At 68.9% G+C, this 21,373-nt stretch carries 25 protein-coding genes and 1 pseudogene; 6 read left to right on the top strand and 20 right to left on the bottom strand.

What is annotated here, in order from left to right; all coding sequences use genetic code 11:
• The 6 genes from AC1DY2_RS02415 to AC1DY2_RS02440 form a co-directional block, all read right to left on the bottom strand.
• Positions 1-759, bottom strand: a 759-nt coding sequence (locus AC1DY2_RS02415) for a Rossmann-fold NAD(P)-binding domain-containing protein (protein WP_476760955.1), incomplete at its 3' end; no start/stop codon positions are given.
• Between the two features lie 138 nt (positions 760-897).
• Positions 898-1,608, bottom strand: a complete 711-nt coding sequence (locus tag AC1DY2_RS02420) for a hypothetical protein (protein WP_476760956.1) — start codon at positions 1,606-1,608, stop codon at positions 898-900.
• 260 nt (positions 1,609-1,868) lie between these two features.
• Complete coding sequence (locus AC1DY2_RS02425; RefSeq protein ID WP_476760957.1) at positions 1,869-3,155, bottom strand: hypothetical protein; 1,287 nt, start codon at positions 3,153-3,155, stop codon at positions 1,869-1,871.
• Complete coding sequence (locus tag AC1DY2_RS02430) at positions 3,152-4,447, bottom strand: ABC transporter substrate-binding protein (RefSeq protein WP_476760958.1); 1,296 nt, start codon at positions 4,445-4,447, stop codon at positions 3,152-3,154. The genes AC1DY2_RS02425 and AC1DY2_RS02430 overlap by 4 nt, the downstream gene beginning before the upstream one ends.
• Positions 4,448-4,505: 58 nt before the next feature.
• Positions 4,506-5,426, bottom strand: coding sequence for a carbohydrate ABC transporter permease (locus AC1DY2_RS02435; RefSeq protein WP_476760959.1), 921 nt, complete (start codon positions 5,424-5,426; stop codon positions 4,506-4,508).
• On the bottom strand, positions 5,416-6,366 hold the full coding sequence (locus tag AC1DY2_RS02440) for a carbohydrate ABC transporter permease (protein ID WP_476760960.1): 951 nt from the start codon (positions 6,364-6,366) through the stop codon (positions 5,416-5,418). The genes AC1DY2_RS02435 and AC1DY2_RS02440 overlap by 11 nt, the downstream gene beginning before the upstream one ends.
• Before the next feature lie 199 nt (positions 6,367-6,565).
• Here AC1DY2_RS02440 and AC1DY2_RS02445 point away from each other — a divergent pair, with 199 nt between their 5' ends.
• Positions 6,566-7,339 (top strand): IclR family transcriptional regulator, encoded by a 774-nt coding sequence (locus tag AC1DY2_RS02445; protein WP_476760961.1) that lies wholly within the window; start codon positions 6,566-6,568, stop codon positions 7,337-7,339.
• A 30-nt stretch (positions 7,340-7,369) separates the two neighbouring features.
• Here the strand turns inward: AC1DY2_RS02445 and AC1DY2_RS02450 are convergent, their stop codons facing one another.
• Positions 7,370-8,128, bottom strand: coding sequence for an SDR family NAD(P)-dependent oxidoreductase (locus AC1DY2_RS02450; RefSeq protein ID WP_476760962.1), 759 nt, complete (start codon positions 8,126-8,128; stop codon positions 7,370-7,372).
• Between the two features lie 52 nt (positions 8,129-8,180).
• A complete protein-coding gene (locus AC1DY2_RS02455) occupies positions 8,181-8,882 on the bottom strand; it encodes an RraA family protein (protein ID WP_476760963.1) in 702 nt (233 codons plus the stop codon).
• A gap of 103 nt (positions 8,883-8,985) precedes the next feature.
• Here AC1DY2_RS02455 and AC1DY2_RS02460 point away from each other — a divergent pair, with 103 nt between their 5' ends.
• A complete protein-coding gene (locus tag AC1DY2_RS02460) occupies positions 8,986-10,176 on the top strand; it encodes an enolase C-terminal domain-like protein (RefSeq protein ID WP_476760964.1) in 1,191 nt (396 codons plus the stop codon).
• A 92-nt stretch (positions 10,177-10,268) separates the two neighbouring features.
• On the opposite strand, the gene AC1DY2_RS02465 is transcribed toward AC1DY2_RS02460, so the two are convergent.
• From AC1DY2_RS02465 to AC1DY2_RS02480, 4 genes are read right to left on the bottom strand one after another with little or no spacing between them, the layout of a single operon-like run.
• Positions 10,269-11,033 carry an ABC transporter permease gene (locus tag AC1DY2_RS02465; RefSeq protein ID WP_476760965.1) on the bottom strand — a complete coding sequence of 255 codons (765 nt, stop codon included), beginning with the start codon at positions 11,031-11,033 and terminating at the stop codon, positions 10,269-10,271.
• Positions 11,030-11,851 carry an ABC transporter ATP-binding protein gene (locus tag AC1DY2_RS02470; RefSeq protein WP_476760966.1) on the bottom strand — a complete coding sequence of 274 codons (822 nt, stop codon included), beginning with the start codon at positions 11,849-11,851 and terminating at the stop codon, positions 11,030-11,032. Before AC1DY2_RS02470 ends, AC1DY2_RS02465 begins: the two co-directional genes overlap by 4 nt.
• Complete coding sequence (locus tag AC1DY2_RS02475; protein ID WP_476760967.1) at positions 11,848-12,222, bottom strand: DUF1048 domain-containing protein; 375 nt, start codon at positions 12,220-12,222, stop codon at positions 11,848-11,850. Before AC1DY2_RS02475 ends, AC1DY2_RS02470 begins: the two co-directional genes overlap by 4 nt.
• Before the next feature lie 2 nt (positions 12,223-12,224).
• Positions 12,225-12,575 carry a PadR family transcriptional regulator gene (locus tag AC1DY2_RS02480; RefSeq protein ID WP_476760968.1) on the bottom strand — a complete coding sequence of 117 codons (351 nt, stop codon included), beginning with the start codon at positions 12,573-12,575 and terminating at the stop codon, positions 12,225-12,227.
• 182 nt (positions 12,576-12,757) lie between these two features.
• On the opposite strand from AC1DY2_RS02480, the gene AC1DY2_RS02485 reads away from it, so the two are divergent.
• Complete coding sequence (locus tag AC1DY2_RS02485; protein ID WP_476760969.1) at positions 12,758-13,648, top strand: LysR family transcriptional regulator; 891 nt, start codon at positions 12,758-12,760, stop codon at positions 13,646-13,648.
• A 57-nt stretch (positions 13,649-13,705) separates the two neighbouring features.
• Positions 13,706-14,317: a dihydrofolate reductase family protein gene (locus AC1DY2_RS02490; RefSeq protein WP_476760970.1), complete on the top strand. Its 612-nt coding sequence runs from the start codon at positions 13,706-13,708 to the stop codon at positions 14,315-14,317.
• Between the two features lie 46 nt (positions 14,318-14,363).
• Here AC1DY2_RS02490 and AC1DY2_RS02495 read toward each other — a convergent pair whose 3' ends face one another.
• Together AC1DY2_RS02495 and AC1DY2_RS02500 are read right to left on the bottom strand one after the other, a co-directional pair.
• A complete protein-coding gene (locus AC1DY2_RS02495) occupies positions 14,364-15,158 on the bottom strand; it encodes an alpha/beta hydrolase (protein ID WP_476760971.1) in 795 nt (264 codons plus the stop codon).
• Between the two features lie 131 nt (positions 15,159-15,289).
• Positions 15,290-16,207: an NAD-dependent epimerase/dehydratase family protein gene (locus tag AC1DY2_RS02500; protein WP_476760972.1), complete on the bottom strand. Its 918-nt coding sequence runs from the start codon at positions 16,205-16,207 to the stop codon at positions 15,290-15,292.
• A gap of 91 nt (positions 16,208-16,298) precedes the next feature.
• On the opposite strand from AC1DY2_RS02500, the gene AC1DY2_RS02505 reads away from it, so the two are divergent.
• Positions 16,299-16,652: a MerR family transcriptional regulator gene (locus tag AC1DY2_RS02505; protein ID WP_476760973.1), complete on the top strand. Its 354-nt coding sequence runs from the start codon at positions 16,299-16,301 to the stop codon at positions 16,650-16,652.
• Between the two features lie 12 nt (positions 16,653-16,664).
• On the opposite strand, the gene dnaB is transcribed toward AC1DY2_RS02505, so the two are convergent.
• The 5 genes from dnaB to rpsF all read right to left on the bottom strand — a co-directional run bounded on the left by dnaB (position 16,665) and on the right by rpsF (position 20,329).
• On the bottom strand, positions 16,665-18,035 hold the full coding sequence (gene dnaB / locus AC1DY2_RS02510; protein WP_309977856.1) for a replicative DNA helicase: 1,371 nt from the start codon (positions 18,033-18,035) through the stop codon (positions 16,665-16,667).
• 568 nt (positions 18,036-18,603) lie between these two features.
• Entirely contained in the window at positions 18,604-19,056 is a 453-nt protein-coding gene (rplI, locus tag AC1DY2_RS02515) for a 50S ribosomal protein L9 (RefSeq protein ID WP_476760974.1), read from the bottom strand.
• A gap of 11 nt (positions 19,057-19,067) precedes the next feature.
• The gene (rpsR, locus tag AC1DY2_RS02520; RefSeq protein WP_056727560.1) at positions 19,068-19,328 is read right to left on the bottom strand and encodes a 30S ribosomal protein S18; all 261 of its coding nucleotides are present in this window, start codon (positions 19,326-19,328) and stop codon (positions 19,068-19,070) included.
• A gap of 63 nt (positions 19,329-19,391) precedes the next feature.
• Positions 19,392-19,910, bottom strand: coding sequence for a single-stranded DNA-binding protein (locus AC1DY2_RS02525; RefSeq protein WP_476760975.1), 519 nt, complete (start codon positions 19,908-19,910; stop codon positions 19,392-19,394).
• A 5-nt stretch (positions 19,911-19,915) separates the two neighbouring features.
• Positions 19,916-20,329 (bottom strand): 30S ribosomal protein S6, encoded by a 414-nt coding sequence (gene rpsF, locus AC1DY2_RS02530; protein ID WP_159601047.1) that lies wholly within the window; start codon positions 20,327-20,329, stop codon positions 19,916-19,918.
• Positions 20,330-20,528: 199 nt separating this feature from the next.
• Here rpsF and AC1DY2_RS02535 point away from each other — a divergent pair, with 199 nt between their 5' ends.
• Complete coding sequence (locus AC1DY2_RS02535) at positions 20,529-21,158, top strand: class I SAM-dependent methyltransferase (RefSeq protein WP_476760976.1); 630 nt, start codon at positions 20,529-20,531, stop codon at positions 21,156-21,158.
• A gap of 23 nt (positions 21,159-21,181) precedes the next feature.
• Here AC1DY2_RS02535 and AC1DY2_RS02540 read toward each other — a convergent pair.
• A pseudogene (locus tag AC1DY2_RS02540) lies at positions 21,182-21,373 on the bottom strand (CCA tRNA nucleotidyltransferase); the annotation flags it as partial.

The raw sequence follows: 21,373 nt of genomic DNA on the forward strand, positions 1-21,373 counted from the left end.
CGTGATGAGCACGTCGGAGTCGGCGACGTGCGGGGCGAGCAGCTGGCGCTGCCGCGCCGCGCGATCGGCGCCCAGCTCCTTCKCGTACCCACCGCCGGCATCGGCCGCGTCGAGGTCGAGGTGGATGAACGTGCCGCCCAGCGACTTCACCTCGTCTGCGGATGCCGCTCGCACGTCGTTCGCGGACACGCGGGCGCCGAGGCGCTTCGCCGTGCCGATCGCCTGCAGGCCCGCCACGCCCGCGCCGAGCACGAGCACCTTCGCCGGCGGGATCGTGCCGGCCGCGGTCATGTAGAGCGGGAAGAACCTCGGCAGGCGCATCGCCGCCTCGAGCACGCACCGGTAGCCGGCGACCAGCGCCTGGCTCGTCAGGGCATCCATCGACTGGGCGCGGGAGATGCGCGGCACCAGCTCGAGGGCGAACGCCGTCACGCCCGCATCCCGCAGGGCGCGCACCGTGGCCAGCTCGGTCGAGGGCGAGCCGAGCCCGATCGTCACCGCGCCCCGGCGCAGGCGCCCCGGCGTCTCAGGTTCGAGCGGGCGCACGTGCAGCAGCACGTCGAGGTCGCCGAGGCCCAGGGGGTCGACCACCGTGGCCCCGGCCTGCTCGTAGGAGGCATCCGAGTGACCGGATGCCTCGCCCGCACCGTGCTCGATGAGCACCTCGAGCCCGAGGCCGGCCAACTGCTTCACGGTCTCGGGCGTGGCGGCCACGCGCCGCTCGCCAGTTCGTCGCTCTCTCGCGATGCCGACCCTCACGGTCGCTCCTCTCACACGGGAGTGCAGCGGCGCCGCCCGCATGGAGGAACTCGATGCGGCGGCACTGCTGCACGTGTGGCGAGCGTACCTGCCGCCGCGGCATCCGAGCCATGATTCGCCCGTGTCAGGGCCGAAAGATCAGCGGTTCTTCACCTGTGCGGAAGAGTCGCGCACGATCGTTGCGCCGGCGGCCGTGTCGGCGACGGTCATCCGTGGAGACGCCGGAGCAGCGCCGGTGCTCGCACCGGAATGCCGGAACGCGGCGAGGGCGGTCCGCAGCACGAACGCCGACCAGGCGACGAGTCCGAGCAGCTTGGCGCCGTCCTCGACGAGCACGGAGGCCTGCGTCGCCGCCACGAGGAGGTCGGTCGCTGCCGAGACCCCGAACGATCCGACCGCGAGCGCGAGGAGCCCGACCTCGAGGTCGGGGACGATCAGGGTACGGAATTCCACGACGAAGCGGAGGAAGGCGAATCCGTACGCGGCCGCAACCACCGCACCGATCCACGACGCGAACGTCGCGGCCTCGTGCAGCAGGAGGAGGTCGTCGAGGACGAGCACGAGGCTCACGACGGCCATCCACAGCAGCAGCCGGGGCCAGGGTGCGCGGGCCTCGCGCAGGACCAGCCGGGCCGTCACCGCCGCGCCACTCGAGAGCGCCAGCACGACGATGCCGAGGTTGGACACCAGTCCATAGGCGGGGCTCACGGCATGATGCCGCGCAGCGATCACCTGGCTGTCGCGCATCAGGTCGCTCGGCGGAAGCCACGGCTGCAACGCCACCGCGGCCAGCAGCACCGCGACGGGCAGGACGACGGACGCGTAAACCGGCAGCGGCGTGCGCGCCATCATTCGCGGTATCGACGGGAACGGGCGTTCATCGGTGCGAACTGGATGCATGAGATCTCCACCCGACACATGCCACGCTGCGGTCGGGACTTCCTCTGGGGGCGGCGACACCGGCGACCGGGCTCTCGGGCAGAGCCATCGAGCGTGCCCTGCATTCGGGTCGGCGGCACGATCGGGTCATCGGCTGAGGGTCGTCGCAACCATAGGGGCGAGCGCTCGCGTGGTGAAGGGCTTGACAGGCGTACGACGGCGCCCGCGCCCTACCGCCAGATGGTGAGGCGACGCACGACGGCGATGTCGGATGCCGCGGGTCGGAGGATCCCGATGCCGCCGATGGCACCGGGCGGGAGCGGCATCCGTCTCGAAGGCCGCCAGACGGATGCCGCGTGGCCGGACGACCGCAGCCGCGTCCAGCCGCCCGCCCGCACGATGCGGTTGCCGCCGACGCGAAGCGGCGTCGACGCGAACCACTCGTCGCGGATGCGCACCGCCAGCCGAAGGCCGCGACCCCGGCGCACCTCGACGTCGAAGCGGGTGACGTCGTGACCGGCGACACCGTCGATCGAGTCGAACGCGACCAGGCGCGGCCACGTCGATGCCGGCATCACGAGGCCGCGCAGGTTCATCACGGGTGACGGCCGCCGGGCCGCGGTCGCGAGGTCCGTCCACCCGAGGGTGCCGAGCGGCCACGCGCCGCCGACACCGACGCCGCCGGACCCTGCACCGCCCTGGGTCGCGGGCACGGCCGCCGGCCTGAACAGGTCGAGGTCGACGAGCGGTCGAGCGGGCGGGGTCCACGATGCGGCGAGCGCGACGATCTCCGCGGGTGGGAGCGCCCTTGGCCAGACGGCCAATCGCGCGATCGCTCCGGCGAGATGATTGCCCATCCCCGTGGTCAGTCGCACGGCGCCCACCGTGAACTCGGCGCGCGCGCTGCGGTTCAGCCCGTGGCCGAAGGGGTACGGGTTCTTCGCATAGACCAGTCCGGCACCGAGCGGAGGCCCCACCTCGGTGAAGGCCGGCCGGCGGTCGGCGGTGCCGTCGAGGAACGAGACGGCGTGGCATCCGTCGTACGTGAAGCCGACCACCCGCCACGTGCCGGGCGCCACCATGCGGGCACTCGCGGAGTAGTCGCGGCTGTAGGGGAGGCCCGGGCTCGGCCGGCCGTCGTTCGAGACGTGTCCGATGACCTGCTGCGCGCCGCCGTACGTCGGCAGGCTGAGGAACAGGCCGTACTGGCGGCGCGGATCGCGATCGTCCTCCTGCCACATGCCCGCCACGAAACCGGTCGAGGTGGTGTCTCGTCGGACCAGCGCGAAGACCGACACCTCGTCTCCGAAGCGCGCCGCGTCGAGCGGACCGGATCGCGATGACTCGATCCGGAGGTGGTCGCGCACGCCGTCGAACACCATCGCCCCGCCGACCACCGGATCTGGTTCCCAGCGGGGCGGATGCGGGCCGGAGAGGGTGAGCCCAAGTCCTGTCCGATCCGACAGGCCGCCGAGGCCGGCGCGGAAGTCCCATTCGACTCCCGCGCCGGCGATCACTGCGATTCCAGGATGGGGTCCGCGACCGCGCACACGTCCTCGAGCACCGCCTCGACATCGGCATCCGGCTGCCACAGCCCGTCGAACACCGGCTTGGTCGCCGTCTCCAACTCGGGGAAGGACACCGGATAGTCGACCTGCTGTGCCGAGTCGAGCGTGTCGAGCAGCGACGCCTTCGCCGACTCCGGCGGCACCTGCGGATACAGGCCCGAGACGAACTGCTCGGTCTGGAGCGACGACCGGGGCGCGACATAGGGCAGCGCCGCCGACCCCTCCTCGCTCGTCAGGTGAGCGAAGAGTCGCGTCGCCAGCTCGGGAGCCTGTCCGTCGGCGAAGACGACCATCGAGGCCTGGCCGATGAACGGGCTGTAGTCGACGTCACCCTCGGGCTGCGGCGCCATGTCGTACTCGAAGGTGGAGTCGGCGAGCTGCGCGAGCGTGCTCGGCGCGCCGAGGTACATGCCGGTGTCGCCGGTCGGGAAGCTCGACGCCGAGCCAGGAGCCGGGTACGAGCCGTCCTCGAACACCATGTCGTGCACGAACTGGAAGGCGTCGACCGACGCGTCGTCCGCGTACCCGCAGGACGTCCCGTCGGGGTAGGCCTCGCCACCGAATCCCTTCAGGAACGGCGTGAACAGCGCATAGCTCGTGTACCCCCACTGCGGGATGTCGAACCCGTAGGTCACAACCCCGGCGTCGACCAGCGCCTTCGCCTGCTCGCGCAGCGCATCCCACGTCCACTCGCCCTTGGCGAGCAACTCGTTGGGCGTCTCGAGTCCGGCGGTCTCGAAGGCGGTCTTGTTGTAGATGATCGGATGCGTCGTGCCGGCGAACGGGTAACCGTAGAGTTCTCCGTCCTCGCCCTCCAGCGCGCTGAGAAGGTTGGGGATGATGTCGTCGTACGCCCAGTCCTCATCGTCCTCGAGCGAGCTGACGTCGGCGAGCGCGCCCGAGTCGACCCAGGCCGGCGTCGCGGACTCGACGATCCAGCCGAGGTCGGGCGCCTCGCCGCCGCTGAGCCGGATGGCGAGCTGCGAGTTGTATTCCGCGAACGGGATGGTCTCGATCGTGAGCTCGCCGAGCTCGGGGTTGTCCTCGCGGAACTCGTCGGCGAGCGCCTGGAACTGCCCGATGATCTTCTCGTCGGCCGTCCAGACCGTCATGGTGAGGTCGACGGGCTCGTCGTACTCGACTTCCGTCGGTGTGGGGGTGCCGGCGCTCGGCGAGCAGCCGACGAGCAACAGTGCTGCGGCGGATGCCGCGGCGATGCCCGCTCGCTGTGTGCTTCTCATGGGTGGTGCCTCTCTCTTCATCGAGGGTGCGGGCGCCTCTGCGTCCGCGAGGACGGGGTCACTTGATGCCGGTGCCGGCGATGCCCTGGACGAACTGGCGCTGCGCGACGAAGAACACCGCGAGCACCGGCAGGACGCTCAGGGTGGTGGCCGCCATCTGGATGTTCCAGATCGGGATGCCGGTGATCGGATCCGTGAACGACTGCAGCGCGATCGGCACCGTCCAGAGTTCCCGGGTGCGGAGGAAGACGAGCGGTTCGAGGAAGTCGTTCCAGCTGTTCAGGAACGTCAGGATCGCGAGGGCGGCGAGCGGAGCCTTGGCGAGCGGGAGGGCGACGCGCGTGAACAGGCCGAAGCGGCCGAGTCCGTCGACGCGACCGGCCTGTTCGAGCTCGATCGGCAGGGCGAGGAAGAACTGGCGCATCAGGAAGACGCCGAGGACGGCGGGCACGCCGAAGATCGCCGGCACGATGAGCGCGAGGTGGGTGTCGATCCAGCCGAACGCCGAGACGATGCGGAAGAGCGGGATGATCGTCACCTCCGGCGGGATCAGCAGCGCGCTCAGCAGCATGACGAAGAGCACCGACCGTCCGCGGAACTCGATGCGGGCGAACGCGTATCCGGCCAGTGAGGCGACGGCGAGCACGCCGATCGTCGTCACCGATGCGATGTAGATGCTGTTGAGGAACTGCTGCAGGAACGGTCCCGTGGTGAAGGGCACGAGGTAGTTGCCCCATCGCGGGTCCTCGGGCCAGAGCACTGGCGGGCTCTCGAACACGTCGCCGTAGGTCTTGAGCCCCGTCGAGAACATCCAGAAGACGGGGAACACGAACGGCACGGCGACGAGCACGAGCAGGAGGTACATGCCGATGGTGCCGAGGCGTCCCCGTCCACCGACCCCACCCGCTCGTGGGACGCGGCGAGGGGCCTGCGTGCCCGGCGGTGCGACGACCGCGGCCGTGGTCAGTTCAGGACTCATTGAAGACCCATCGCTTCCGCGACCACCACTGCAACAGTGTCAGCACCAGCACGATGAGGAAGAGGAACACCGCGGCGGTGCTCGCGAAGCCCACTTGGAACGCCTTGAACGCCTGCTCGTAGATGAAGTAGCCGAGGATGTTCGTCGACAGCCCCGGACCACCCTCCGTGAGCAGGAACACCTGCGCGAAGGCCTTCAGCGAGTTGATGGTGGCGAGGATCGCGACCATCATGATCGTCGGCGTGATCAGGGGCACGACGACGCTGCGGAACGACTGCCACGGGCCCGCGCCGTCGATCTTCGCGGCTTCGAGCAGTTCACCGGGCACCTCCTGGAGCGCCGCGAGGAACAGCACCATGCTCACGCCGACTCCCTTGAGCACCTGGACGAAGATGATCGACGTCATCGCCCAGTCGGGGTCGGCGAGCCAGTTCGGGCCTTCGATGCCGATCATCGCGAGCCATCCGTTGATGCCGCCGGAGTCCTGGAGCATCACGTCCCAGACGAGCGACCATGCGACGAGGGAGATGACGACCGGCACGAAGTAGGCGGTGCGGAAGATGGAGATCGCGCGAATCCGCTGGTTGACGAGCACGGCCATCAGGAGCCCGATGACGAGGTTGGCCGGGATCACGAAGGCGGAGAACACCGCCGTGTTGCGGAGCACGGTGCCGAACACGTCGCTCGTGAGCAGCCGCTCGTAGTTCTCCATGCCGACGTAGGTCGAGCGGCCGGACAGGCTGTTGTAGTCCTGGAAGCTGAAGAGGAAGACCCCGGCGATCGGCAGGGCGACGAACACCAGGAATCCGAGGACGGCGGGGGCGATGAAGGCGTATCCGTATGCCGCGTCGACGCGACGCAGGTGGCCGCGACGCGGGGGCCGGTCTGCGGCGGGCCGCGTGGACCGATGCCCGGAGACCTGCGATCGTGGATCCGGCACTCCCGGATCCACTGTCGAGTCCATGAGAATCGCCATGACCCCTTTGTCTCTCATCGTCGAGCCGGCCATCCATACGTTGCATTCGCTAAAACAACGTTGTGTAGAATGAATCAAGGATGAGTCGTGACGCCCGCAAAGTCAAGAGACCGGGCCGAGTAGTCTCGGTTGCATTCCCATTCATCGACGAAGGGAGAGCGTGGTGACGCTCGCAGAACCGCCGGCGGTCGCGGCCACCTCACGAACGCTCGTGCGCGGCCTCTCGATCCTCGAGATCGTGGCCGAAGCGGGCGGCGGCATCGGCGTCACCGAGATCGCATCGGCGGCGGGCCTCGACAAGGGCACCGTCTCCCGACTGCTCTCGACCCTGCGGCAGATGGGGTACGTGCAGCAGCGGGCCGGCGACCGGCGCTTCGTCCTCGGCAGTCGGTGCCTTTGGCTCGCTCGCGAGTACGGTTCGCGTCAGGAGGACCTCAGCAGCCGTGCCAGGCCGTTCCTCGCAGCGCTCCGCGACGTCACGCACGAGACGGTGCACCTCGCCATCCGCGAGGGCAGCTTCGTGGTCTTCATCGCTCAGGAGCAGCCCGACCGGTCGATCCGCGTGCGATCCGCGGTCGGTTCCCGGCTCCCGCTGCATCGCACCGCCATGGGGCGGGCCATCCTCGCAGCCCTCGAACCAGCCGAACGCGAGATCCTGCTCACCTCGCTGCACGATGAAGCGGCGGCTGCCGGCGACGAGTTCGACCTCGCCCTCATCCGTTCCGATGTCGAGATGGCCGTGGCGAGGGGCTGGGCGGCCGTCGACCGCCATGACGACGTCACCCGCCTGGCGGCGGCGATCGTCGACGCGGCCGGCGAGCCCATCGCGGCCATCACGCTCTCCGGGCCGACCTACCGCGTCGAGCCCGACATCGACCGCCTCGGTCACGAGGTCATCGCGGCCGCGGCCGCGGTCAGCGAGTCCCTCGGGCACTGACCGCCGCCCCCCTCGCGGGCGGTCGCGCCGCTAGAGCAGGTAGCCGCCGTCGACCGCGAGGTCGCGGCCGGTGATGTACCCGCCGTCGTCGGAGCAGAGCAGGAGCGCGAGCGGCACGCAGTCGGCCGGCGTCCCGATGCGCCCGAGCGGGATCTGGCCGACGACCCGGCGGTGGTACTCGTCGGATGCGAGCGCGTCGCGGTTGCGAGGGGTGTCGATCACGCCCGGCGACAGGCTGTTGACGGTCACGCCCCGCGGCGCCAACTGCTTGGCGAGGTTCGACACGAGGTTCGCCTGCGCGGCCTTCGAGGCCGCGTACGCCGCCATGTCGGGATGGGGTCGCGCCTGCTGCACGCTGCCGATGGCCAGGATGCGACCCCAGCGGCGCTCGGCCATGTCGGGCGCGATGCCCTGCACCAGTTCGAGGAATGCGACGAGGTTCACCCGCAGCTGCCGTTCCATCTGCTCGGCGGTGATCGAGTGCCACGGTTCCCGGATCTGCACCGACGCGGAGTGCACGAGGATGTCCACCGGCCCGACGTCGCGCGCCGCGCTCGCGAGCCGCGCACCGGCCCCGACGATGGCGAGGTCCTCGGCGAGCGACGGCCGACCGGCGTGGCCGACGGGTTCCAGTCCGTGACGGATGACCCGCGCCCCGGCTCGCTCGAGCGCGTCGGCGATCGCGGCGCCGATGCCGCTCGTCGACCCGGTGACGAGCGCGGTACGGCCGTCGACAGGCGGCTTCGACGCGGCATCCATCTGGGCTCCCTCCACGGTGCGCTCGGCCACGGTGCGCTCGGCGCGATCGACGCCAGCCTAGAGCGGAGGCGGCGCCGTCCGGCTAGAGCCGGCCGTGACGCCGGTAGACCCCGACCGGGTCGTCGCTCACGAGGAACTCGGCCCGCACCACGTCCTCGTGGGCGATGAGCTCCTCGGTGCGCTGCAGCACCTCGACGACGAGCTCGCGCGGCACGACCACCACCCCGTCGAGGTCGCCGACGAGGAAGTCGCCGGGTGAGACCGAGACCGTCGTGGTCAGTGCCCCACGCAACGACACGGTGTTCTGCCAGTCGTAGTAGCTCCACCGCTTGACCGCCTCCACCGGAGAGAGGTACCGGCAGAACAGGGGGAAGCCGCGCTCGAGGAGGAAGCGGGTGTCCCGGGATCCGCCGTCCACGACGGCTCCGATGACTCCGCACGCAGATCCGACCGTGGCGTTCATCTCGCCGTAGTGCGCGACCTGGGTGTCGAAGCTGCAATCGCGCACGTCGATGATCGGCACGCCCGTGGCCTTCATCGCCTCGAACATGTGGATGCGGCGCGCCCGCAGGTCGGGGTCGCCGGTCGGTTCGGGGATGCCCTTCATGGTGAAGGCCGGCCCGGCGAGCGTCCACTCGGGGTCGACCGGCTTGATGTCGGGCGCGAGCGCCTGGTTCGGGAACCCCAGTTCGTCCAGCACGTCGTACACCGCGCCCGAGTAGCTGTCGCGGAAGCGCGCGATGAGCTCGGGCACCGGAAGCGGATAGGCATAGGGGTTCGGCATGAGCATCCTCGATCATCGCGGCCGCGGAGGTCCGAAGCGTTGCACTTGATGCTACTAGCGTTGCAACTGACAAAACAAGTATGCTCGGCGACGGAGGAACAGCATGAAGATCGTCGACCTGCGCGTGCGTACCGTCGCCATCCCGACCGACGCGAAGCTGCGGCACAGCAGCGGCGTGCACCCCGGGTACTTCATCCGCACGATCCTCGAGCTCATCACCGACGAAGGCCTGGTCGGGCTCGGCGAGGTGGGCGGCGGCGACCAGCGCGGTGCCCTGCTCAAGCTGAAGCCGCGCATCCTCGGGCTGGATCCGTTCCACCTCGAGGTGATCAAGCTCAAGGTCCTCCGCTCCATCTACTACCTCTCGAACGCGCGGCTCTACGCCGCCATCGAGATGGCCTGTCTCGACATCCAGGGCAAGGCCGCCGGGCGGCCGCTCAGCGACCTGCTCGGCGGGTCGGTGCGCGCCGAGATCCCCTTCATCGCCTACCTGTTCTGGCGCTACGACCGGCCGGGCGGCGGTGACGACACCACGGCCGAGGACCTGGCCGACGAATGCGAGGCGCTGCACGAACGCCTCGGCGTCAACGCCATGAAGATGAAGGCCGGCGTCGAGCGCCCCGAGGAGGAAGCCCGGGTCCTGGAGCTGTGCCGCGACCGGCTCGGCGACGGGTTCGGCCTCCGCATCGATCCGAACGGGGTGTGGTCGGTCCCGACCGCGGTGCGGATCGGGCGCCGGCTCGAGGCCGTTGCGCCGGAGTACTTCGAGGATCCCGCCTGGGGTCTCGTCGGCAACGCCGCGGTCCGCGAACAGGTGCGCATCCCCATCGCGACGAACATGTACCCGGCGAGGTTCGACGACCTCGGCCCTGCGATTCGCCTGGGGGCCGTCGACGTCGTGCTGACGGACCTGCACTACTGGGAGGGACCGCGCGGCGTGAAGGACCTCACGGCTGTCTGCCGCACCTTCGGACTCGGCGTCGCCATGCACTCGGGCACCGAGTTCGGCATCGAGCTGGCCGCCATGCTGCACACGGCGAGCACCATTCCCGAGATGATCACCGCAGGAGACGCGCACTACCACTACCTCACCGACGACATCATCGCCGGCGGCCTCATGGAGTATCGCGACGGATCGATCGCCGTTCCGACCGGCGCGGGGCTCGGGGTGGAGCTCGACCCCGAGAAGATGGACAAGTACGAGCGGTACTTCGAGGAGCACGGCGACTACTACGCCCGGTTCCATGTCGACGACCGCAACCCCGACTGGGTGCCCACGGTCGGCGGGTTCTAGTCCTCGTTCACCACGACGAATGCCGCCCGCATCCCCAGGGGGAGGCGGGCGGCATCCGTCACTCGGTCGCGACGTTCACGATCGATCGCGGCTCAGCTGAACTTGCGGCGGTAGATCGAGACCGCCCAGATGTAGGCGATGACCAGGATGCCGACGAGCCAGGCGAGCGCGACCCAGATGTCGCTGCCGACGGGCTGGCCGGCGAACAGCGCACGCGTCGTGTCGACGATCGAGGTCACGGGCTGGTTCTCGGCGAACCAGGCCACCGGCCCCGGCAWCGACTCGGTCGGCACGAACGCCGAGCTGATGAAGGGCAGGAAGATCAGCGGGTAGCTGAACGCGCTCGCCCCGTCGACGGTCTTCGCGGAGAGCCCCGCGACCACGGCGAGCCAGGTCAGGGCGAGGGTGAACAGCACCATGATGCCGGCGACCGCGAGCCAGGCGCCCACGGATGCCCCGGTGCGGAAGCCCATGATCAGGGCGACGCCGATCACGATCGCGATCGAGATGAGGTTCGCGACCAGTGACGTGAGCACGTGCGCCCAGAGCACGCTCGACCGGGCGATCGGCATGGACTGGAACCGCTCGAAGATGCCGCCCTGCAGGTCGAGGAACAGCCGGTACGAGGTGTACGCGACGCCCGACGCGATCGTGATCAGCAGGATGCCGGGGAGCATGTAGTCGATGTACGACTCATCGGACCCGGTGTTGATCGCCCCGCCGAGCACGTACACGAACAGGAGCATCAGCGCGATCGGCGTGACCGCGGTGGTGATGATCGTGTCGGGGCTGCGGAGGATGTGGGTCAGCGACCGGCCGGTGAGGACCCGGGTGTCGCCGAGGACGTGCGTGGTCATCGGGGTTCCTTTCCTGCCGGAACCGTGCCGTCGGCACGGTCGGTGTGTGCGGTTTCGGTCTCGCCGGTGTCGCCGACGAGGGCGAGGAAGACTTCCTCGAGGGTGGGCTGCTTCTCGACGTACTCGACGGTCGTGGCGGGCAGGAGCTGCTTGAGCTCGGCCAGGGTCCCGTTCTGGATGATCGTGCCCTTGTGCAGGATCGCGATGCGATCCGCCAGCTGCTCGGCCTCGTCGAGGTACTGGGTCGTGAGCAGCACGGTCGTGCCGCCGTTCGCGAGCTCCTTCACCGTCTGCCACACCTCGATGCGCGCCTGCGGGTCGAGGCCGGTGGTCGGCTCGTCGAGGAAGATGATCGGCGGGTTGCCGATCAGGCTCATCGCGATGTCGAGGCGGCGTCGCATGCCACCCGAGTACGTCCCCGCGCGCCGGCCACCGGCATCCGTGAGGGAGAACCGGGCCAGCAGGTCGTCGGCGATCGCCCCTGGGTTCTTCAGGTGACGGAGCTTCGCGACCAGCACCAGGTTCTCCCGGCCGGTCAGCACTTCATCGACCGCCGCGAACTGGCCGGTCAGGCTGATCGACTCGCGGACGTCCCCGGGCGTGGCTGCCACGTCGAAGCCGTGGACCGTGGCTGTGCCGGCGTCGGCCTGGAGCAGCGTCGACAGGATCCGCACGAGGGTGGTCTTCCCTGCGCCGTTCGAGCCGAGCAGCGCGAAGATGCTGCCCGCCTTCACGTCGAAGTCGACGCCTCGCAGCACGTGCAGGTCCTTGAACGACTTCTCGATGCCCTGTACCCGAATCGCTGTCTCGGTCGTCATCGCTCTTCCTTTCCTTCGAGGTTCTGGATGGTTTCGGTGAGGCGGCTGCGCTCCTTGTCGATCCAGCGCTTGCCGGCGTAGGCCGAGGCGAATGCCTCCGCGAACTCGACCGGGTCGTCGCCGACGATGTCCTCGACCGGCGTCCCGTCGACGGCGGCCCGCTCCCACAGATCGGCGGAGTCGTTCAGCATCGTGATCATCACGGCGGAGTCGCCGTCGGTGATGCCGCCGTTGTACATGAAGTACCGCTCGAAGGCCTTCGCGGCGGTGCCGTAGGGCTCGGGCAGGGCCGCGATGCGGGCCTTGTACTGGCGGTACGCCTTCTTGTCGTCGAGCGATCCGGTGATCATCTCGTACCACTTCGCGGCCATGACTACTCTCCTTCTTCCGTGACTGATTCGATGCGGTGGTGGAGCTGTTCGATCCGTTCGGCGAGGAAGCTCCACGTCCTCCAGAACTCGTCGAGGTACTCGCCGCCCTGTGCGTTGAGCGAGTACACCTTGCGCGGCGGCCCCTTCTCGGACGGGACCTTCTCGACGTCCACGAGGCCGCGCTGCTCGATCCTGACCAGGAGCGCGTACACGGTGCCTTCGACGATGTCGGTGAAGCCCTCGTCGCGCAGGCGCGCGGTGATCTCATACCCGTACGCCGGGCGGACGGCCAGGATCGCGAGGACGATGCCTTCGAGCGTGCCCTTCAGCATCTCGGTCGACTGCTTGCCCATGAACCCCTCCTTCAACTACTCGGTGTTGCTGACTACCGGTACATAGTAAGCACAAGTACCGGTAGATAGCAACACTGAATACCGATCGGCGGCCACGTCCAGCCTGATCGGCGTCGAGACGCGGATCAACGAGCGATCGCGGTACGCTCGTTGACCTCTGGGTTCACGATGGAGGGAGGGCGATGGAGCTTCGCGAGATCGAGATCTTCCTCACGCTCGCCGACGAACTGCATTTCGGTCGCACCGCCGAGCGCCTGCACGTCTCGGTGTCGCGTGTCAGTCATGCCATCCGCGTCCAGGAGACCGCCATCGGCGCGCCGCTGTTCACCCGCACGAGCCGGCGTGTCGAGCTCACTCAGGTTGGGGAGGTCCTGCTCGAGGGCCTACGGCCGGCTTTCGACGGCATCCGGCACTCCGTCGCTGCGGCCACGGCACTCGCCCGTCAATCGGTGGGCACCGTCACGATCGGCGCCATGGGCGCACAGGTGCACGACCTCGCGCCCGTGCTCGACGCGTTCCGAGCGTCGCATCCGTTCGCCGAGGTCCGCTTCCGCGAGGTGTTCTTCACCGACCCGTTCGAGCTGCTCCGCCGGGGCGAGGTGGATCTCGTGACCGCGTGGCTGCCCGTCGACGAACCCGACCTGGCCGTGGCCTGCGTGCTGCGCGAGGAGCCGCTCAACCTCATCGTCTCCTCGCGCGGACCACTCGCGGGTCGTTCCTCCGTCGACTTGGAGGAGCTCGCCGAATTCGCGGTTCCGGCCATCGCTGGGTCAGCCGACTGGTTGTCGGGCGTCGTCCCCTTCTCCACTCCTTCGGGGCGGCCGATCCCACGCGCGGGGCGGGTCTCGACGTACCCGGAACTCCTCGCCCTCGTGGCCTCCGGCCACGTCGTCTGTCCCGTCCCCGACGAGGGACGGCGCTACTTCCCGTGGCCGGGCGTCGAGTACATCCCCTTCGGCGACGCCGCGCCGGTGCAGTGGGCGCTGATCCGTCGGCGTGGTCGCACCGCCCCGATCGTCCGCGCGTTCACCGACGCGGCGCAGGCGACGGGCGGGATGACTGACACCGTCTGATCGAGCGCGAGGAACCTGGGTCGCACCCGGTGATGACCCGGCGCTAGCGTTGCCCTCATGCGTACGCTGACCGTCTGCAACTTCGTCACCGTCGACGGACGGTACGAGGACGACGACCACGACATCGTCTCGTTCTTCGAGCACCAGCACCCCGACTACCACGGGGCCGACACGTTCGATCACCACACCACGAGCCTGCTCGCCGACGCGGACACGCTCCTGCTCTCGGGGCGCCGATCGTCGCTCGGGAACCTCGAGTACTGGGCCGGCGTCCGCCACGACCCCCACGCCACCGCCATCCGCCGACGGTTTGCGGAGCTGTTCGACCAGGTAGAGAAGGTCATCGTGTCCGATACCATCACCGCGGCCGACCTCGAGCCGTACGAGCGCACGCGGATCGTCGCAGTGGCCGACGCGCGCGCCGAGGTCGCGACGCTCAAGCAGGCGGATAGGCGCGGCATCCTGATCCTGCTCGGGCGGATCCTCTGGAACGACCTGATGCGGGCCGGGCTGGTCGACGAGTTGCAGATCGTGACCTTCCCACTGATCGGCGGCGGTGGCGTCTCCCTCTTCGATTCGCGGCCGCCGGTCGCGCTGAAGCTCCTGGAGACCCGTGCGTGGCAGGAGTCGGGGAACGTGCTGATGCGCTGGAGGGTCGACCCGGTGTGATCAGTCCCGCGGGTCTCCACTGTCGCGCTGCCAACGACCTGATCGCCTAGGGTTCGAGGGCCTTCCGGAGCGCTTCGGCGGCTGCCGAATGGAACTGGCTGGTTACGCGGGCGTTGCGGAAGACTGCGTCGAATCCGTGGAAGACTCCCGGGATCTCGAAGACTTCGGTGGTCACGCCTGCGTTGCGGAGGCGTTTCGCGTAGGCGAGGTCTTCGTCGTGGAAGAGGTCGAGTGTTCCGACGCCGATCCAGGAGGGCGGCAGGCCGGCGAGATCGTCGCGTCGTGCGGGTACGGCGTACCGTGGCACGTTCGGGCTGCCGGCGGGTGCGCCGAGGTAGGACTCCCAGCCGAAGCGGTTGCTGGAGGGCGGCCAGATGCGGACGTGTCGGGTGTCGATATCGGTGCGGAGCACGGTGCGGTCGTCGAGCATCGGGTACAGGAGCAGTTGGAAGACGGGCTCCGCCGTGCCCTCATCGTGGAGTCGTTGGGTGAGGGCTACGGCGAGGCCGCCGCCCGCGCTGCCTCCGCCGATCGCGATCCGGTCAGGGTCGATACCCCATTCGGCGGCGCGGCCACGGATCTCGTGCCACCCGTCGGAGAGGTCCTCAAGGGCTGCCGGGGCGGGGTGCTCGGGGGCGAGCCGGTAGGAGGCGGCGAACACGACGATGCCGAGACGCTGTGCGAGTCCGATGAGGAAGCGGTCGTCTTGCTGCGGGGAACCCATCACGAGCCCGCCGCCATGGATCCAGAAGAACGCTGGACCGCTCCCGCCAGCGGCACGCGGCCGGTAGACCCGGTAGGCGAGCTCGCCGCCTGTGGTCGGGATGGGCAGGGTCGACACGTCGACATCGGCGGTGGATGCACGTGGACGGGGTGGCTTGCGAAACAGGCGCAGGGTGCGGCGCGAGACGCCAGCGCGGGGGAACCAGCGTGCAGCGCGGACGTCCGGGTGGAACGGTTCCGGTTTGGACATCACGCCCCCACGTTCACGGTCGCAGCGCCGGACTCGTGGTAGCTCCCGGTCCGAATGTCGTCGAGGATCGACCCGCCGGCCGGTGCCCAATCGAACGTCTTCCTCGCCTTGTCACCGGCGAGGGTGCCGGGAGCGCCGAGGATGAGCGCGAGAGGGCCGAGCACGTCTGTCGCGCTCTCGCGGGGAAGGGAGACCGTCTGGGCGCCGGTGATCGCGCTGATCGCTTCAGCGAGTTCCCGCATCGTGAATCGATGCTCCCCTTTCGCGTTGAACACGCCGGGGGTCGGCCGCTCGAGGGCGGCGACGTACAGGTTGGCGAGATCGTCGACGTGGATCGCATCCCAGGGCTGGGCGCCGTCATCGACGTACGCGGCCGCACCCGTCGTTGCGGCGGCGCCGATCAGGCCGGTCACGAGGCCCGAACCTGCGCGTCCGTGCACGAGCGCGGCCCGGATCACGATCGGGGTGATGCCCGCAGTGCTCAGCACGACACGCTCGGCCTGGCTTTTGACGGGCTGCGCGCTGCGCTCCGGCAGGCGTGCGTCTTCGTCGCGAGGCTGCCCGGGATCGATCCCGTAGACCAGCCCCGTGCTCGTGTACAGCACCGGCTTGTCGATTCCAGACGCACCCGCACCTGCGACAAGGGCGGTGACCGCGGCGAGCTCCGCCGCGGCCGCCGCCTCGGACGCGCTCCCGTCGAATGCCGCATGCACCACCGCATCCGCCGACGTGGCAGCAGCGCGAAGCACGTCGGTGTCGTCGAGCGAACCGCGCACGGCGTTGGCGCCTGCATCGGTCAGCCGTTGTGCACCCGCGGCGGTACGCGCGAGCGCGTCGACCTCGTGCCCTGCGGCGAGTAGTCGCTCCAGAACAACCGAGCCCAAGTACCCGGTGCCGCCTGTGAGGAAGATCCTCATCTCTCATCCTTTCCGTGCGGGACAGTGCCCGGACAGGAACGACGGTAAAGTGTGACGCTAACGTCAAGGTCAAGTCGGAAGGTGCGGCGTTATGAGAATCGGAGAGCTCAGTCGCCAGACCGGGGCGAGTCCCCGCGCGATCCGCTACTACGAACAGACCGGTCTGCTGCAGTCCGAACGGCAGTCGAACGGATACCGCGAGTTCGGTGACACCGCAATCCAGACCGTCACAACGATCCGCACCCTCTTCGAACTCGGCTTCCCCTCAGAACTCGTCTCCCGCGTGCTCCCCTGCACCGGAGAAGCCGGCCCCATCGCCGGGGAGTGCAGCGCCCTGATGCAGCGTGTCAGCGAGATCCGCGACGAGATGGACGAGAAGGCCCGTCGACTCGACGCCACCCGCGACCAACTCACCCAGTTCCTCGAGACCGCGAACCAGCGATAGGCGACCGACCCGCTACACCTGCACCATGTCGGTGAACCGCGAGAAGTGTCCGTGGAACGCCACGGTGATCGTGCGGGTGGGACCGTTTCGGTGCTTCGCCACGATCAGGTCTGCCTCGCCCGCGCGGGGACTGTCCCGCTCGTAGGCCGACTCGCGGTGCAGCAGGATCACCATGTCGGCGTCCTGCTCGATCGAGCCCGACTCTCGCAGGTCGGAGAGCGCCGGCATCTTGTCGGCGCGCTGCTCGGGGCCACGGTTCAACTGCGAGAGCGCCAGCACCGGCACCTGCAGCTCCTTGGCGAGCAGCTTCAGCGCACGCGAGAACTCCGACACCTCCTGCTGACGGCTCTCGACGCGCTTGCCGCTCGTCATGAGCTGCAGGTAGTCGATGATGACCATCTTCAGGCCCACGCGCTGCTTCAGTCGTCGGCACTTCGCCCGGATCTCGACGAGGGTCATGTTGGGCGAGTCGTCGATGTAGAGCGGCGCGTCGTTGATGCGGCCACGGGTCGCCGCGATGGTCGTCCAGTCGCGGGAGTCGACGGTGCCCTTGCGCATCATCTGCAGGGGCACGGATGCCTCGGCCGAGAGCAGGCGCATCGCGATCTCGCTCTTGCCCATCTCGAGCGAGAAGAAGATCGACGGCAGGTCGTGGCCGATGGAGGCGGCGCGCGCGAAGTCGAGCGCCAGCGTGGACTTTCCCATCGCGGGACGCGCCGCGACGATGATCATCTGCCCGGGATGGAAGCCGTTGGTCAGGTCGTCGAGGTCGGCGAAGCCGGTGGGCACCCCGGTGAACTTGCCGTCGGTGTGCTTGGCGGCCTCGATCTCGTCGATGGCCGCGGTGACGGCCTCGGTGAGCGGCACGTAGTCTTCGCTCTCGGTGGAGCCGGTGACGCCGTAGATCTCGGCCTGCGCGTGGTTGACGAGCTCGGTGACCTCGCCCTCGCCGGCGTAGCCCATCTGCACGATGCGGGTGCCCGCCTCCACCAGCCGTCGCAGGAGTGCGCGCTCGGCGACGATGGAGGCGTAGTACCCCGCGTTGGCGGCGGTGGGCACGAGGCTGGTGAGCGTGTGCAGGTACTCGACGCCGCCGGCGCGCTGCAGTTCGCCCGTCTTCGTGAGCTCGTCGGTGACGGCGATCACGTCGGTCGGTTCGCCGTGCGAGTAGAGCGTGAGGATGGCGTTGAAGACGACCTCGTGCTTCGGCACGTAGAAGTCGACGCCGCGCACGGTCTCGATGACGTCGGCCACCGCGTCCTTCGAGAGCATCATGCCGCCGAGGGCGCTCTGCTCGGCCAGGAGGTCGTGCGGCGGTGTGCGTTCACCCCGGCGGTCACCGTCGTCGTGCGGCTCGGCGAGTCCGATGTGCGCGATCGACAACTCATGACCTCCCAGTGGTCTTCGGGCGTGCGAAGCGCCCACTCCTCAGTGTGATGGGAGGAGCCGACATTGTGATCGCGGGCCGGGTAACACCCGCTGATTCGGACGCTGCTTCACGATATGGAAGCCCCGCCCACAGCACAACCCGGCCTGTGGATAAGTCTGGGGACAATCTGGGCGAAACGCCACGGAAGCTGTGCACCCAGCCTGTGGAGAACTGTGGAATTCTTGTGAATTACACGGGTTGAATTCTGGATCTATCAGGCATTCCCTGTTTCCACACCTGTGGGGGAAAACTTCTTCAGAAGTCCACGGATGCCGCATGCACACCTGTGCACAACCATCTCAGGAAACTCCGAAGCTCAGCTTGCGGGCGAGTGCTCCGGAGTGGTAGACCGGTGCGGGCAGTACTTGGGGGAACTCGGTCGTCGAGGGGGACGGTCGGGCGTCGGACGACGCTCGGAACGCATGCTCCGGCGGCCCGACCATGGCGGCCACGTGATGCGCCGCCGGACGAGAACGGCGGCCCGAGCCGAAGCCCGAGCCGCCGTCTGCGTGCCGATGCGAACTACTTCGCGGCAACCACCTGGAGGGTGATCGTGGCGGAGAGCTCGTCGCGGAGGCGAACCGTCGCCTCGTGCTCGCCGATCGACTTGATCGGCGTCGAGATCTCGATCTTGCGCTTGTCGACCTCGCCGAGGCCGGCGGCCTGCACCGCAGCCGCGACATCTGCCGTCTTGACCGAGCCGAAGAGCCGGCCGCCGTTGCCGGCCTTGACCGTCAGCTTCACCTTGGTCGACTCGAGCTTGGCCTTGAGGGCCKGCGCGTCCTCGAGGGAGTGCAGCTCGCGAGCCGTGCGGGCGGCCTTGATCTGCTCGACCTGCTTTTCGCCGCCACGGGTCCACGGGGTCGCGAAGCCCTGGGGAACCAGGTAGTTGCGCGCGTAGCCGTTCTTGACCTCGACCACGTCGCCGGCGGTGCCGAGGCCGGTGACCTCGTGCGTGAGAATTACCTTTGCCATTGTCGTGCTCCTTAGCGGCCGGAGCCCGAGTAGGGGAGGAGCGCCATCTCACGTGCGTTCTTCACGGCACGGGCGATGAGGCGCTGCTCCTGCACGGAGACACCGGTGATGCGACGGGCACGGATCTTCCCGCGCTCCGAGATGAACTTGCGAAGGGTCGCAACGTCCTTGTAGTCGATGACGCCGACCTTGATCGACTTCGCCGGGGCGGCGTTCTTCGCGCCCTTCCCGCGGCTCGGCTTGCGGCGGTCGCCGCTGCTCTTTCCAGCCATTGGTTTTCCTGTCTTGTGGATGCGGGTCGGTCGTGCTCGATGCGTGGACCGGCCCGCTGAATATTAGAAGGGGGTCTCGTCGCCGTAGCTCGTGCCCGGCGTGTTCCAGACGTCGCCGCCGCCGCCCGACTGGGCTGCGGGAGCGCTGGGCGCCMACGCGTCGTCGGACTGGCCGCCCCCGAAGGAGCCGCCCGCACCGCCGACCGCACCGCGGCTCGACTGCGCACGCGTGACCGAGGCGGTCGCGTACCGGAGCGAGGGGCCGATCTCGTCGACCTCCAGCTCGATGCTGGTGCGCTTCTCGCCTTCCTTGGTCTCGTAGGAACGCTGCTTGAGACGCCCGGAAGCGATGACCCGGGAACCCTTGGTGAGTGAACCGGCGACGTGCTCGGCGAATTCACGCCAGCAGCTCGCGCGCAGGAACAGCGCTTCACCGTCCTTCCAGTCGTTCGCCTGACGGTCGAACGTGCGAGGAGTGGACGCGATGGTGAAGTTGGCAACCGCGAGGCCGTTCTGCGTGTAGCGCAGCTCGGGATCGGCAGTGAGGTTGCCCACCACGGTGATGATGGTCTCGCCGGCCATGAGGACTAGGCGTCCTTCGAGGCGGGGGCCTTCGCGGCGGCAGCAGCCTTCGCGCCGGCCTTGGCGGAAGCGGCGGCCTTCTTGGCAGCCTTCTCCTCCTGGGCCTTCGCGTGAGCGGCGACCTGGGCGATGGCCTCTTCGGCGCGGAGCACCTTGGTGCGCATGACGGCCTCGCTGAGGTTCAGCTGGCGGTCGAGCTCATTGGTGGTCTTGGACTCGGCGGTGAAGTCGACGACGGCGTAGATGCCCTCGTTCTTCTTGTTGATCTCGTAGGCCAGGCGACGACGTCCCCAGATGTCGACCTTGTCGACAGTGCCGCCATCGTTTCGGATGACGTTGAGGAACTTGTCAAGGCTGGGAGCAACGGTGCGCTCGTCGATCTCGGGATCGAGGATGACCATCAGCTCGTACTGGTGCATGACTAACCCACCTCCTTCGGACTCAAACGGCTGCAGTATTTCTGCAGCAGGAGGGTTGTGCATACGTCGCTCCGAGGAGGCCGCGCAATCGCGGCGCACGGGCAACCTTGACAGTCTAGCGGATTCCTCACATTCTCCGCGAACCGGGCGGCGGCCTTCGGGCCTTGACCGCCGCGCGATGGCGCGCCACGCTGGCCCCGTGGAGACCGCAGCAGAGCTCGCCGAACGCTTCGACCGACGGGCCCCCGACTACGACGGGTCGGCGATGCATCGCGGGCTCGCCCAGGCGGTCGCGGACTTCGTGCGACTCGGCGGGGTGCGCGACATCCTGGACGTGGGCACCGGTACCGGCCTGGTGCTCCGGTCGTTGCCGGCCGGCCCGTGGAGCCTCACGGGCGTCGACCTGTCGCCCGGCATGCTCGCGGTCGCGCGCGCAGCTCTTCCGAGCGCGAGATTCGAGGTCGCGGATGCCACGACCCTCGACCTCCCCGACGCGTCGATCGATCTCGTCACGTGCGTCACGATGGTGCATCTCCTGCCCGATGCGGCCGCGGCGCTGCGGAAGTGGCGGCGGGTCCTTCGACCCGGCGGATGCCTCGTGCTGGCGACCTTCGCCGACGACAGCCCCTCGTGGCACGGCCCGGCACCCGAACCCGGGCACTCGCCGGCCGAGGCGCACGCGCCGTTCGGGTCGTCCGAGGCGCTCGAGCGGCTCGCCGCGGCATCCGGATTCGTCGCGGGCCGCATCGCCGAGTGGGAGCTCCGCTCGAACGGCGGCGCACCCGAGTACCGCTGCCTGATCACCGAGTTCGCGCCCGTCGACGACTGACGGGCTCAAAAGGCGGGGCAGGGTCAGGCGTCGCGCGCCGCCCACCAGTCGAGCAGGCGCTCGCGGGCGGCATCCGGACCGATGGGTCCCTCGTCGAGCCGCACCTCGAGCAGGTAGCGGTACGCCTCGCCCACCACCGGACCCGGCCTCACGTCGAGGAGCCGCATGATCTGCTCGCCGTCGAGCTCGGGCCGCACGGCGGCGAGCTCCTCCTC

The organism is Agromyces sp. P1_H4, from assembly GCF_056405255.1.